Source organism: Streptomyces actinomycinicus (assembly GCF_016741775.1).
Taxonomy (GTDB): Bacteria; Actinomycetota; Actinomycetes; order Streptomycetales; family Streptomycetaceae; genus Streptomyces; species Streptomyces actinomycinicus.
On sequence record NZ_JAERRK010000001.1, the window covers coordinates 842615 to 855896 of the forward strand.

Consider the following 13282-nt stretch of genomic DNA (forward strand, 5'->3'; position numbering starts at 1 on the left):
CCAGCTTGTTTACGCGGATGTCAGCAACCGTCAGGGTCGCCAGTCGTGGTCGGTCGCCGCCGTCCCTACCGCAGCCCGCTGATCGCCCGGCCGTCCGACAACGTACCGGCCAGGTCGGCCCGGGCCCCCTGCTCGGCCTTCGCGGCCAGCAACGGCCCGTGCCCGGACGCGGTGACCCCACCGGTCGCCCGGATCGAGGAGGTGCCCTCGCCGCCCGCCGCCAGCAGGTACCAGTGCCCGCCCGCCGACTTCCACAGCACCCCGGCCAGCACCTGCGGATCCCGCGGCCCGCAGGCCGGCACGTCCGTGCCCTTGGCGACCACCGCACCGGCCGCCCCGCCCGGCGTACGGAACTGGGCCAGCGCGGCCGTGCCGGCACCGCGCCAGGTCTCGGCCCTGGTGCACACCCAGGTGCCGGACCCGCTGCCGTCGGGCAGCGGCTGCTGCGCGAACGCCCAGGCGTTGACGCTCCGGACGCCCGCCGAGCGCTCGGCCGACAGCGAGCACGCGAACGGCGCCCAGGTGCGCAGGGCCTCGGCGCCGGACGCTTCCCCGGCCGAGCCGGGCCGGCCGGCCGTGAGGTGCGCCGGGACCAGCTCCCCCAGGTCGGTGACCAGCCGGCTGCCCGTGGCGTCGGTCAGCTGGAGCACGGTCCACGAGGTGCAGGTGCCGGACTGCAGGGCGGGGCTGGCCAGCGGTGCGGTGACGCCGTCGGACAGCGGGAGTGGCTGCGCGGCCGAGTCCGGCTCGGTCAGGTCCCGCTGCGCCGCCTTCGTCACCCAGGGCGCGGTCAGGTAGCGGACGTTGCCGTCGGAGCGGCCCAGCACCAGGGCGCCCGCCCCGGCGTCCGTCGCGCCGTCGACCCGGGCGAAGTCGAGGGCCGCGCCCCGGGTGCCGTCCCTCGGTTCGGCATAGCGGGCGATGCGCAGGCCGTCGTGGAGGATCACCACCCGGGCGTTGTCGACCTCGCCCGCGTACAGCAGCTGCGGCGGACCGGCCGGTCCGCCGGTCTGGGTGCCGGGGGTCGCCGAGACGCGGACCGTCTCGCCGGGCCGGGCCCAGACGGCGAGGGCGCGGCGCAGCAGGGCCTTGTCGCCGGTGAGCGGGCCGCGTGCCGGCCACACGGAGAAGTCGGTGCGGGCCGAGGTCTGCCAGGCGGTGGGGGAGACCCGGGTCAGCCTGCCGGGGTCGAGGGCGGCCTCGGCGGCCGGGTTCCCGGCGTAGACGGGTGCGGCGGCGCCGTCGGGGCCCCAGCCGCCGCTCGGCAGGGCGAGCAGCGTGCCGCACACCGCGAGCGCGGCGGCCGCGACGAGTGCCGCCTTGGTGTGCTGGCGGCGGCGCATCAGATCGGTGGGCCGGGCCTGCAGCGAGCAGGGGTCGAACTCGGGCGAGGAGAGCAGCCCCGGCTGCACCGGCACGCTGTTCGCCGACGCCAGCGCGCCGCCCGGATCCTCCACCCCGGCGGCCCCGAGGATCTCGCGGACGGCGGGGTCGGGCAGCTGCTCCAGGCCGCGCAGCACGTAGGCGGCGCGGGCGGGGCCGGACAGGGCCGACAGCCGCTGGTCCAGGGCGAGTTCGTCGGCGCCGCCCGAACGCGGGAACAGCCGCAGGCCCCACACCTGGGGGAGGAGCGGCGGGAGCTGGGGGAGCCGGGGCAGTCCCTTGCGGGGGCGGGCCGGCTCCAGAGCGGCCCGCAGGACCCGCTCGCGCAGATAGACGTACCCGGGGTCGCCGTCCCCGCCCGAGGCCTGGGCCGGGATCGCGGCCGGCTGCTTGCGTCCCCGGGGCAGGGCGCGCTGGGCGAGGGCGTGTGCGGTCAGCACGCGGCGGCTGCGGCCGAGTCCCGGCGGCAGCACGAGGTAGGCGAGCCTGACCAGCCGGGGGTAGTGCTCGACGAGCGCGGCCTCGGCCTGTTCGAGGTCGACCGGACCGGCGGAGACGGGCGCGTGACGCTGGGCTACATCCTGTGACTGCACGTCCGGGAGAACGAGCGGACCGTCGGTTGGTCACCGCCGGACGGGTGATTCACCCTTCGGGCTCGACCAGGGCCCGCGCGTAGTTCGCCATCGACCGCTGGTAGCGCGGCAGATGGGCGGCGAGGGCGCCGAGGACGAGGGACAGGCCCTCGCGGTCACGGCCGAGACTCGACAGGCACAGCGCCAGCGTCGCCCGGACCGCGTCGTCCAACTCGTCCGAAGGAGCGACCAGTTCCGGGGTCAGCAGCTTGACGCCCTCCTCCGGACGCCCGAGGTTCCGCAGCGAGCTGGCCAGCTGGATCCTGGCACGCCGGCCCTTGTACCCGCGCAGCCCGCGGTCCAGCGCCTCCCAGTACAGCGGCACCGCCTTGTCGGAGTGCCCGGTCGAGTCCCAGGCGCAGGCCTGTTCGAAGGGGCCGAGCGGGCTCCCGGCCGGCAGCTCGGCGACCAGCGCGTCGATCACGGCCCGGAATGCGTGGGCCTGTTCTTCCGGCCAGTCGTCGAAGGCGGACCATGCGGCGGCCACCCGGTCTTCCCAGTCCTCGTTCACCGCGTCAGCCTCGCACACCCGTGCGCACCGGTCGACGGATTTGAGCGGATCGGGGGCAGGAGCCGTATCCGAAGGGGCTGGGGCATGCTGGGTTCACCTGGACCGGAGGAACAGATGAGGTTGACGCGACTGACGCTCGGCGCGGCGGCGCTGCTGGCGCTGGCGGGCTGCAGCTCGGGCGGGGGCACCGAGGCGGTGCCACCCACCGCGACCGGCAGTCTGGAGCGCCTGGCCGCCGAGGTGAAGTGCAAGCCGAACATGCAGACCGACGCCGACGAGATCCGCCAGGCACTGTGCCGGAACGGCGACGGCAAGTTCATCCTCGCCACCTTCGCCACCGACCGCGGCCAGCGGGAGTGGATCAACGACGCCAAGGACTACGGCGGTCACTACCTGGTCGGCCGCAAGTGGGTCGCCGTCGGCGAGGACGGGGTGGTCAAGGCGCTGCGCGGCACGCTCGGCGGCGATCTGGAGGCCGGCGCCGACCATCACGCGCACAAGGGCTGAGGGGGCGCCCGGCAAAGCGGCTGAAAGGGCGTCCGCCACAGCGGCTGAAGGGACGCCCGCCGCAGCCGGGTCCACCACAGCTGAAGGGGCGTCCGCGCCGGTCGCGGGCACGGCGAAGGCCGGTGACGGGGGGGGGGATCGTCACCGGCCTTCTGTCATGTGCCCCGTGCGGGGATCTCCGTCATGCGCCCCTGGCGGGGATCATGCGCAGTTCTGACCGCGGTTGATGCAGTTGGCGATCTTGTTGGCCAGACCGTTCTTCGTGATGCTGATGAAGTCGTCGTGGTCCGTGGCCGCCTTGTGCAGCTGCTCCGGGAAGCCGTCCACCGCGTAGGCGTTCTTCACCTGGCCGTTCTGGACGGTCGGCGGCTGGATGTTGTACACCAGGCGCATCGTCAGCTGCGGGATCGCCTTGAAGCCGTTCTGGCAGTTGCCGTTGGCGTCGGCGAACGCGACGTGCGTGCGGTGGTTGGCGCTGTCGGCGTTCTGCCCGTCCCAGCAGCTCTGGAAGGCGAACGTCCGCACCACCTTGCTGCCCTGGGGGCAGATCGGGTACTGCGTGGTCAGCTGGACCTTGTTCTCGAAGCCGGTGCAGCTCCAGTGCGCGTTGGCGTTGGCCAGGCCGTTGGTGGTGGTCTTGGCGTCACCGGTGATGATCCGCAGGAACTGCGGCATCGCGACGACCTTGCTCTTCGGGCTGCCGACGTACTTGATCTGCGCCTGTACCGGCGTCAGGATCTTGCCGACGTTGCCCTCCTTGCCACCGCCGTCCCGGTTCTGGTCGAAGTCCTGCGTACCGTTCTGCACGCGGACGACCGGCCAGTAGTACGACGAGACGTCGTTCCGGTTCTGGCAGCTGGTGCCGCCCTGCAGGAACGTCTGGTTGCTGGAGAACGCGTTGACCTTCTGGTTGCCGACGTAGTCGTGCAGGTGGTGCGCGCCGTTGGCGACACCGGGAGCCACGATCACGTTGTCGGTGTTGAAGTTCTTGTTGGCGTTCACACCGCAGCGCGTGGTGAACGTGCCGGTCGACGCGTTGCGGGAGTTGCGGGGCTTGCCCTGCACGTTCGGCTGGACCTTGGTGATGTCCACGAAGTCGGCCGCGACCGGACCGTTGCCGGCCTGCCCGCCGATGTTCTGCTGCTGGCCGTTCCCGCCCTGCTGCTGACCACCGTTCTGCTGCTGACCACCGGTGTTGTTCTGCTGCTGACCGCCGTTCTGCTGCTGGCCGCCGGTGTTGTTCTGCTGCTGGCCGCCGTTCTGCTGCTGGCTGCCGGCGGTCGTCTGGTTGGCGGTCTGCGAGGTACAGGCGGCGAGCGCGTTCAGGTCGCCGGGCGCGGTGCCACCGGCGCGGGTGATCTCCAGCTTGATCCGGTCGAGGATCGCCTTACGCCGGTCCTGGAGCGGCTGCAGGATGGAGTTCTGAACGAAGCTCGCGTCCTGCGCCTGCGCGTCCCGCGTGGTCGCCAGCCGCTGGTAGGCGTCGGTGATCTGACGGTCGAGGTTGGCCAGTTCCCCGGCCACCTCGGTACGGGCCTGGTTGGGCACGTTGGTCAGCTTCTGGCCGACGTCCGGGCAGGAGATCGTCGCGACCTGGGCCGTCGAGGCCTTGGTCTGGTTGCCTCCCCACGACTGATTGCTCGACTCGTGCGCCGAGGCGTAGAAGTTCGCCCAGATCAGCCCGCCCCCACCGAGCGCTAGGGCCGCCGATGCGGCTATGGCCTTGGTGGCCAGCGGCGTACGGCGTTTTCGTGTGTTGCGTCCCATGGAACTCCTCTGACTTCCTTGCGGGGCAGCATCGAGGCGCCCGACAGGAGTGAAGCGGCGCCCTTCCATACGGACGCCGCCCCGCGGGTGTTCAGCGGTCTCACGAATTCGTCGCCGGACCAGTGGTCACGGCCTGCCGCAACTGCCGCTCGGGCAGCTGAAGTTCGCTCTGATCAGCGGTCTCGGTCGAGATGGGCGAGCACGGCCAGAACGCGCCGGTTGTCGTCGTCCGACACCTCGAGGCCCAGTTTGGCGAAGATGTTGGAGGTGTGCTTCGCAATGGCCCGTTCCGTCACCACGAGCTGCGCCGCGATGCCCGCGTTGGACCGGCCCTGCGCCATCAGCTCCAGCACCTCCCGCTCGCGCGGGGTGAGACGGTCCAGCGGCCGGTCCCCGCCCGCCCGCCGGGACAGCAGCTGCTGGATCACCTGCGGGTCCATCGCCGTACCGCCCGCGGCCACCCGGCGGACGGCGTCCACGAACTGCTCCACGTCGAACACCCGGTCCTTCAGCAGGTAGCCGATCCCGCCGTCGCCGTCGGCGAGCAGCTCGCGCGCGTACAGCTGTTCCACGTGCTGGGAGAGGACCAGCACCGGCAGCCCGGGCCGCTCCCGGCGGGCCGCGAGCGCGCACTGCAGGCCCTCGTCGGTGTGCGTCGGCGGCAGCCGTACGTCGACCACGGCCACGTCCGGCGTCAGCTCGCTCAGCGCCCTGCTGAGTTCGGGGCCGGACTCGACGGCGGCGACGATCTCGAAGCCGTGGGCCGTGAGCATCCGCACCAGCCCGTCGCGCAGCAGGAAGAGGTCTTCGGCTAGGACAACACGCACGGGATCTCCATGGTCACCATGGTGGGACCGCCGGCGGGGCTGCTGACGGCCAGGACTCCGTCGAAGGTACCGAGCCGGCGCTCCACTCCGGCGAGCCCCGAGCCGGCGCCGGTCACCGCACCGCCCCTGCCGTTGTCGGTGACCGTGATCCGCAGCCTGCCGCCGGTGTGGTGCACGTCGGCCCAGATCCGGTCGGCGCCGGAGTGCTTGACGGCGTTGGTCAGCACCTCGGTGACCGCGAAGTAGGCCGCCGACTCGACGGGGGCGTCGGCCCGGCCCGGCAGTTCCACGGTCACCTCGGCGGGCAGCGGCAGCCGCAGCGCCAACGCCCGCACGGCGTCCCCGAGTCCGCGTTCGGCGAGGACCGGCGGATGGATGCCGCGCACCAGGTCGCGCAGTTCCTCCAGCGCCTCGGCGGAGTTCCTCCGGGCCTGGGCGATCAGCTTCTTCGCCTGGGCCGGGTCCTGTTCGACCAGCATCTCGATGGTGCCGAGGTCCATGCCCATGGCGACCAGCCGGGCCTGGGCACCGTCGTGCAGGTCCCGCTCGATGCGGCGCAGTTCGGCGGCGGAGGTGTCCACGGCGTCCTGCCGGGTCTCGGTCAGCACCCGGACGCGTTCGGCGAGCGCCGCGTCGGGGGCGCCGATCACCGTCCGGGCGAGCCGGAAGTGCGCGGCCAGCAGGCTCGGGGTGCGGCGCCGGCCGACGGCGAGGATCACGGCGCCGAGCGCGGCCGCGCCGAGGGCGCTGACCTGTCCGGTCACCGGCACGAAGGCGTACCAGTAGACGTCGCCGGGACCGCGCACGTTCGCCCGCCACAGTCCGGCCGCCACCAGGAACCCCTGGATCGGGAAGAACACCAGCACGGCGGGCGCCAGCGCGGTGAAGAAACCCGCGGTCATGTCCACCGGCAGCCAGAGCACGTCCCGCCGCACCTGCGGGTCCCGCAGCAGCGCGGCGGTACGCGTCCAGGGGTTGGCGCCCGGGGGGAGCGGCCGGTACACCGCCGGGATGCGGATGCCGCACCACTGCGCCGCGAGCCGGCGGCGGGCGTCCGCCAGGGCGCGCACGCCGGTGAGGACCGCCGGAGTGGTGACGAGCCCGATGCCGACCGGAATCAGGGCGAGGGAGATGAGGGTCAGGGCGAAGAACGCCACCCCGCACGGCAGCACCACGACGGCCAGCACCAGGCCCTGCACTCCGGCCAGCAGTGCTTCCCTGGCCGTGGCGCGGAAGCCGTCCCTCTTCGTGTCGGTGTCCATGCCGTCAGTCTCGCGGACGGCCGCCCGCGGGTCAGTCGTCCGAGGACCCCTCTCGGGGGGTGGTGCCGGCTACACCCCCGGCCCCGCCCAGCACCTTCGCCTCCACCTCCGGGTCCAGGCCCTTGCGGGTCCGGTCCGGCCGCTGCGGTGCCGTGCCGCCGATCCCGGTCAGCCAGCGCCAGGTGTCGGCGACGGTCTCGCCGGCCGGCCGGCACACCAGTCCCGTGGCCACCGCCCGGGAGACGTCCGAGCGGTGCACGCCGTCGTACAGTTCACCGCCCGGAGGCACCCACACCGGCAGTTCCGTCCACGGCTCGATCCCGGCGTCCAGGATCACCTGCGGGTCGGTCCAGCGCAGCTCCGCGTCCGCGCCGGTGGCCTCCAGGCACGCCTGGAGCAGTTCTCCCATGGTGGTGTGGCCGGGCGGGCTCACCAGGTCGTACGGCCCGCTCAACTCCCGTTCCACGGCGCCGAGCAGCCAGTCGGCGAGGTCGCGCGCGTCGATGTACTGCAACGGCAGGTCCCGTGGTCCGGGGGCCAGCACCGGGCCGCCGCGGGCGATCCGGGTCAGCCACCAGGGCAGCCGGCCGACGTTCTCGTACGGGCCGAGGATCAGCCCGGCCCGCACCAGCAGCGAGTCCGCCGCGCCGAAGGCGCCGACGGCGGCCAGTTCGCCGCCCCGCTTGTCCCGCGCGTACTCCGTCGCCCCGGCGTCGGCGTCGGCGCCCTCGACCAGCGGGGCGTCCTCGGCGGCCCCCGGGGGCACGGGCCAGGCGTACACCGACCGGCTGGAGACGTACACGTAGCGCCGGGCACGGCCGCGCAGCAGCCGGGCCGCGCCGGCGACCGCACGCGGGGCGGCCGACCAGGTGTCGACCACGGCGTCCCAATCGGTCCCGTCCGCCGCGAGCGCGGCGAGGCCGCCGGGAGCGGTGCGGTCGCCGTGCAACGACCGCGCCCCCGACGGGGCCGGGTGCCGTCCCCGGTGGAAGACGGTCACCTCCCAGCCGCGTCCCAGCGCGGCCTCCACCACGGCCCGTCCCACGAACTCCGTACCGCCCAGCACGAGAAGTCTCATGCCGGTGATCCTGCCCGGTCCGGGACCGGACGGGTACGGGACTCTGCCGAGGGCAGAGCCGGGACCCCGGGTGCGACGCGCCCCCTCGGGGGGCCGGCCCGTCACGGCGTCCGCGTCCGGCTCGCCGGAGCCGGCGCCCCGGTGCTCCGGCTGTCCGCGCACAGCCGCTCGGGGCCGTGCGGGGGAGGTTCAGCGGCCGGTCGGCGGGGTGTACTTGTAGCCGACGCGGCGCACGGTCTGGATCGTCTGGCGGTACTGGGCGCCGAGCTTGCGGCGCAGCCGGGCGACGTGCACGTCCACGGTGCGGCCGTCGCCGACATGGCCGTACCCCCACACCGTGGTGACCAGCTGGTCGCGGGTGTGCACCCGGTGCGGGTGCGCCACCAGGTGCGCGAGCAGCTCGAACTCCAGGTAGGTCAGGTCGAGTTCGCGGCCGTCGACGCTGGCGGTGCGCCGCACGGGGTCGATCCGCACCAGCGGCCCGTCGCCGGGGTCCGTCCCGGTCTCCGGCTCGTCCGGGACCGTGACCGGCAGGAACGGGGGCCGCTGGTCGGCCGGGACCAGCACCAGGTAGCCGACCATCGGCGGCTGGCCCGGCAGGGTGGGCAGGGCGTGCTGTGGCGCGGGCAGCCAGGTGGCGCCGGGCGGCAGGAAGTCCGCGACGTCGACCACCTCGTCCCGGTCGACGGCACGCAGCCGGTGCCGGGCGCCGTTGGCGGCGGGGGACTTCAGGGTGGCGGTGGAGAGAGAGCGAGTGGTCGCCATGGAGGTCAGCTCATTTCGCGCGAGGAGTTCGTCGGGCGGGACGACGGCCGCGATTCGTGGTCGGGCGCGCCGGGGACCTACGTCATTTCGCGCTGGCCGAAGGCCGGGGGAACGGCTTTAGAGGGCCCGCGCGTTCATCGCTCGGCGACACACGCGATCGAAGTCGTGGTGCTGACGGGAAGGCCAGAACGGCTCGAGGTCATGGCGACCCGTCGCGGTGATCTTCTGGAAGCCGACCATGGGCCCCATTGAAGCAGAGGCTCGCGGCGGGCAGGACCCTTCTCTCACTGCTTGGACGCTCCTTTGGCGTGAACTTGACGTTGCGTGTGCTCGGCAGTGCGGTGTTCTGCGCTGGTCAGCGGCTTATGGGCGGCTCCGGACGTCCGGAACGGCGTCTCACTCCTCGGACAGGAGGACCGCGGCCGGCGGCTCCGGAGCCTCAGGAGGCCGTCCTCCCGGCTGCCTCCACAGGGCGTACGGAATGCGCGAGGGGCGCCCGCTGTCACAGCGGGCGCCCCTCGGGTACGGCTGGGCGGGATCAGACCTGGCCGGCCTTCTCCAGCGCGGAGCAGCAGGTGTCCACCAGCAGGCGGGTCACCACGTACGGGTCGACGTTGGCGTTCGGGCGGCGGTCCTCGATGTAGCCCTTGCCGTCCTTCTCGACCTGCCACGGGATGCGGACCGAGGCACCGCGGTCGGAGACGCCGTAGGAGTACTCGTCCCAGGGGGCGGTCTCGTGCAGACCCGTCAGACGCTCGTCGATGCCGGCGCCGTAGTTCTTCACGTGGTCCAGCGGCTTGGAGCCCTCGCCGAGCGACTCGCAGGCGGTGATGATCGCGTCGTAACCCTCGCGCATCGCCTTGGTGGAGAAGTTGGTGTGCGCACCCGCGCCGTTCCAGTCGCCCTTGACCGGCTTCGGGTCCAGGGTCGCGGAGACGCCGAAGTCCTCGGCGGTGCGGTAGAGCAGCCAACGGGCCACCCACAGCTGGTCGGAGACCTCCAGCGGGGCGAGCGGGCCGACCTGGAACTCCCACTGGCCCGGCATGACCTCGGCGTTGATGCCGGAGATGCCGAGACCGGCCTTCAGGCAGTTGTCCAGGTGGGCCTCGACGACGTCACGGCCGAAGATCTCGTCGGCGCCGACTCCGCAGTAGTAGCCGCCCTGGGGGGCCGGGAAGCCGTTCTCGGGGAAGCCGAGCGGACGGGTGCCCTCGAAGAAGGTGTACTCCTGCTCGATGCCGAAGATCGGCTCCTGCGCGGCGAACCGCTCGGCCACCTCGGCCAGCGCGGCACGCGTGTTGGACCGGTGCGGGGTCATGTCGATGTCGAGGACCTCGCACAGCACCAGGATGTCGTCGCCGCCGCGGATCGGGTCCGGGCAGGTGAAGACCGGCTTGAGCACGCGGTCCGAGGCGTGGCCCTCGGCCTGGTTGGTGGAGGAGCCGTCGAAGCCCCAGACCGGCAGCGCGTCGAGACCGGCGAAGGCACCCGTGATGATCTTCGTCTTGGAACGGAGCTTGGCCGTCGGCGCGGTGCCGTCGATCCAGATGTACTCGGCCTTGAAGGTCACGGGGCCACATCCTTCGTGGGTGGGTCGGGCGCACCCGTCTGCACGGGTGCTGCGGCGCTGCGGCACCGGTGCGCCGCTCGATCTGCCGCGCAGCTTGTCAACGGGCCGTTTCCCGGCCATTGCTCGAATGTGAACCCCGTGTTACCTGGGCCTTTTGTGGCACGGCTCACGTTGTGAGGCGGAGCGGGGCAGGTTATGGCGGCTCCGAAGGGCCCGGCGCGTCCGGTGGGCCGCGGGAAGGGCTCACCCCTGCCCGGCGGCCGCCTCACGCACCCCGCCGAGGAAGCCGCGGATCGCCGCCAGCTGCCGCTCGTCGTACCCGCGCAGCAGTTCCACCGACCGTTCGATCAGCGGCCCGAAGAACGCCTGGCCCAGGTCGACCGCACGGTCCTCCACCTCGATGACCACCTGCCTGCGGTCCCGCTCGCCGCGCACCCGCCGCACGTGACCGGCCCGCTCCAGGCGGTCCACGAGGGCGGTGGTTCCCGCCGAGTTGAGGCCGAGTACGGCCCCGAGCCGTCCGGCGGTCGTCTCCTCGCCCGCGCGCCGGGCGTCCATGAGCGCGATCAGGGCGCGCACGTCGGTGGCGTGCATGCCGTTCCGGTGCGCGAAACGAGCGCTGTGCAGGCCGAGTTCGACGGCGGTGGCGCGCAGCAGATGGACGATCTCCATCTCGGGGGCGGGATCCGTACCGGGCGGGGTCGGCATGCGGGGCCTCCTGGCCTATCATCTCGCTCATCGAACATCTCGATGAACGAGATAATAAGGGGTGCTTCCGCATGCCGCGGACGAGTGGGTACGACGCCGACGCCTTCCGGATCGCGTACGACAAGGTGCTGGCGAAATGGCCGGCGGACCGCGAGGCGCTGACGGTGGCGACGCCCTTCGGCGACACCCGGGTCAACGTCTGCGGTCCGCGCGAGGCGCCCCCGCTGCTCCTGCTGCCCGGCGGCGGCGCGGCGACCTCCGTGTCCTGGTACGCGCAGGCGGCCGACCTGGCGCGGACGCACCGCGTCCACGCCCCCGACCTGATCGGTGCCCCGGGCCTCAGCGTCCCGGCCGCCGACCGTCACCCCCGTACGGTCGCCGGCCTGGTCGCCTGGGTGGACGCCCTGCTGGACGGCCTGGGCGTGGCATCGGCCGACGTGGGCGGCCACTCGTACGGAGCCTGGATCGCGCTGCATCACGCCCTGCGCACGCCGGACCGGGTGCGTCGCCTGTTCCTCCTGGACCCGACCCAGTGCTTCGCCGGGTACAAGGCGACGTACCTGCTCCGTGCCCTGCCGATGCTGCTGCGGCCCTCACCCCGCCGGGTCCGCGCCTTCCTCGAGTGGGAGACCGGGGGAGCCGCCTCGGACCCGGACTGGCTCCGCCTCCAGGAGGCGGCCGTCGGCTTCCCGGCCCTGAAGCCGGTGACGAGCCCGCGCCCCGCGCCGGAGGCGTTGCAGGCCCTGGAGGTGCCGGTCCTGCTGCTCGTGGCCGCGAACAGCAGGACCCATGACCCCACCACGGTGACGGCCGGGGCAGATGCGTTGCTGCCGCACGTGGAGAGCGCCGTACTGCCGGACGTCTCCCACCACGCTCTGCCGCAAGCCGCACCGGCCGGCCTGGCCCGTCACCTCACTGCGTTCCTGTCCGGTGGCTGAGCCTCACCCCACCTTCTCGATGACCGCGCGGCGGATGAGGAACTTGCCGGGTTCCCGGACCTGCTCGAAGGCGGCGTTGTTCAGCAGGACACAACTGCCGGAGACCGAGGTCACCTTCACCGTCGTGGACTTGTTGTTGTCCAGGTTGGTGACCTTGAGGGTGGTGCCGGCCGGGAACTGGCCGCTGGACGCGGCCGGGGCGCCGCCCTCGCCGGAGAGCGTCACTGTGGAGCCCTTGCACACCTGCTGGCCGGAGGCCGCGGCGGCGCCGCCGTTGTCCCCGCCGGCCTGCTGATCGCCCTTGCCGCCCTGGTTGCCCTGGCCGCCCTGCTGGGCACCGCCGGCCTGCTGGCCGCCCTGGTTGCCCTTGCCGCCCTGGTTGTCCTGCTGTCCGGCGTTGCCCTGCTGTCCGGCGTTGCCCTGGCCGGTCTGGGAGTCCTGAGCCGACTCCCCAACCGTGCATCCGGCGGCCTTCTGCTGGACCTCGATCTGCTTGATGACCGCCTCGCGGTTGGCGATCCGGGCCGCCGACTGCGCGTCCGGGTTCGCCTTCTGGTCCGCGATGAACTTGTCGTTGTTGCCGTGGGCCGTGGCCAGCCCCTGACAGACGGTCGAGTTCCCGGCGGACAGCGTCTTGGCGTCCTGCGGGCTCGCGGCGTTCGAGGTGGACGCCAGCGCGAAGGCCCCGCCGCCCGCCACCGCCGCGGCACTGACGAGCAGCGCGATCTTCTTCTTCGTGCCGAGAGTTCTCCTGCGCGACATGCGCGCCTCCTGAAGAGGTAGGGGAGCGTACGTCGCTATGTACGAGATGCCGAACGAGGTTACTCAGCGGTTGCCCGGGTCGCTTGAGTAACCTGTGTCACACCTGAAGTGAGCGGGTGTCAGCTCTTGTTGTGGGCGAGGGCCTCGCGCACGGCCTCCTCGCTGCGTGCCACCAACGCCGTTCCGTCGTCCGCGGTGATGATCGGGCGCTGGATGAGCTTGGGGTGCTCGGCGAGCGCGGTGATCCACCGGTCCCGGGCGGTCTCGTCCCGCGGCCAGTCCTTGAGCCCCAGTTCCCCGGCGGCGGCCTCCCGGGTGCGCGTGATGTCCCACGGCTCGAGGTTCAGGCGCTCCAGCACGGCCCTGATCTCGGCCTCGCTCGGTACGTCCTCCAGGTAACGCCGGACGGTGTACTCGGCCCCTTCGGCGTCGAGCAGGCTGACCGCGCTGCGGCACTTGGAACAGGCCGGATTGATCCAGATCTCCATGCCGCACACGGTACGCGCCTTCCCGCGGCGGTCCTCGCCGCGGCCGCCCCGGCCCGTCGGCCGACCCGGTCTGTTCGAATTGCT

At 72.7% G+C, this 13282-nt stretch carries 13 protein-coding genes; 2 read left to right on the forward strand and 11 right to left on the reverse strand.

Annotated features, from left to right (window positions below; all coding sequences use genetic code 11):
- Nucleotides 1-65 precede the first annotated feature (65 nt).
- Nucleotides 66-1976, reverse strand: a complete 1911-nt coding sequence (locus tag JK359_RS03810; protein WP_201831538.1) for a hypothetical protein — start codon at nucleotides 1974-1976, stop codon at nucleotides 66-68.
- Between the two features lie 49 nt (nucleotides 1977-2025).
- Nucleotides 2026-2544, reverse strand: a complete 519-nt coding sequence (locus tag JK359_RS03815) for a tetratricopeptide repeat protein (protein ID WP_201831539.1) — start codon at nucleotides 2542-2544, stop codon at nucleotides 2026-2028.
- Nucleotides 2545-2640: 96 nt separating this feature from the next.
- Here JK359_RS03815 and JK359_RS03820 point away from each other — a divergent pair, with 96 nt between their 5' ends.
- A complete protein-coding gene (locus tag JK359_RS03820) occupies nucleotides 2641-3033 on the forward strand; it encodes a hypothetical protein (RefSeq protein ID WP_201831540.1) in 393 nt (130 codons plus the stop codon).
- Between the two features lie 201 nt (nucleotides 3034-3234).
- Here the strand turns inward: JK359_RS03820 and JK359_RS03825 are convergent, their stop codons facing one another.
- The 7 genes from JK359_RS03825 to JK359_RS03855 form a co-directional block, all read right to left on the reverse strand.
- Nucleotides 3235-4800: a DUF1996 domain-containing protein gene (locus JK359_RS03825; RefSeq protein WP_201831541.1), complete on the reverse strand. Its 1566-nt coding sequence runs from the start codon at nucleotides 4798-4800 to the stop codon at nucleotides 3235-3237.
- A gap of 173 nt (nucleotides 4801-4973) precedes the next feature.
- The gene (locus JK359_RS03830; RefSeq protein WP_201831542.1) at nucleotides 4974-5627 is read right to left on the reverse strand and encodes a LuxR C-terminal-related transcriptional regulator; all 654 of its coding nucleotides are present in this window, start codon (nucleotides 5625-5627) and stop codon (nucleotides 4974-4976) included.
- On the reverse strand, nucleotides 5612-6889 hold the full coding sequence (locus tag JK359_RS03835) for a sensor histidine kinase (protein ID WP_201831544.1): 1278 nt from the start codon (nucleotides 6887-6889) through the stop codon (nucleotides 5612-5614). The genes JK359_RS03830 and JK359_RS03835 overlap by 16 nt, the downstream gene beginning before the upstream one ends.
- Nucleotides 6890-6920: 31 nt before the next feature.
- Nucleotides 6921-7967 (reverse strand): NAD-dependent epimerase/dehydratase family protein, encoded by a 1047-nt coding sequence (locus JK359_RS03840; protein WP_201831546.1) that lies wholly within the window; start codon nucleotides 7965-7967, stop codon nucleotides 6921-6923.
- 189 nt (nucleotides 7968-8156) lie between these two features.
- Nucleotides 8157-8732, reverse strand: a complete 576-nt coding sequence (locus JK359_RS03845) for a winged helix-turn-helix domain-containing protein (RefSeq protein ID WP_201831548.1) — start codon at nucleotides 8730-8732, stop codon at nucleotides 8157-8159.
- A 538-nt stretch (nucleotides 8733-9270) separates the two neighbouring features.
- The gene (gene glnII, locus JK359_RS03850; protein ID WP_201831550.1) at nucleotides 9271-10302 is read right to left on the reverse strand and encodes a glutamine synthetase; all 1032 of its coding nucleotides are present in this window, start codon (nucleotides 10300-10302) and stop codon (nucleotides 9271-9273) included.
- 243 nt (nucleotides 10303-10545) lie between these two features.
- On the reverse strand, nucleotides 10546-11010 hold the full coding sequence (locus JK359_RS03855) for a MarR family winged helix-turn-helix transcriptional regulator (RefSeq protein WP_201831552.1): 465 nt from the start codon (nucleotides 11008-11010) through the stop codon (nucleotides 10546-10548).
- A 71-nt stretch (nucleotides 11011-11081) separates the two neighbouring features.
- On the opposite strand from JK359_RS03855, the gene JK359_RS03860 reads away from it, so the two are divergent.
- Nucleotides 11082-11948, forward strand: a complete 867-nt coding sequence (locus tag JK359_RS03860; protein WP_201831554.1) for an alpha/beta fold hydrolase — start codon at nucleotides 11082-11084, stop codon at nucleotides 11946-11948.
- A 3-nt stretch (nucleotides 11949-11951) separates the two neighbouring features.
- Here JK359_RS03860 and JK359_RS03865 read toward each other — a convergent pair whose 3' ends face one another.
- Nucleotides 11952-12710, reverse strand: a complete 759-nt coding sequence (locus tag JK359_RS03865) for an SCO2207 family protein (RefSeq protein ID WP_201831556.1) — start codon at nucleotides 12708-12710, stop codon at nucleotides 11952-11954.
- A gap of 119 nt (nucleotides 12711-12829) precedes the next feature.
- A complete protein-coding gene (locus JK359_RS03870; RefSeq protein ID WP_201831558.1) occupies nucleotides 12830-13198 on the reverse strand; it encodes an arsenate reductase family protein in 369 nt (122 codons plus the stop codon).
- Between the last annotated feature and the right edge of the window lie 84 nt (nucleotides 13199-13282).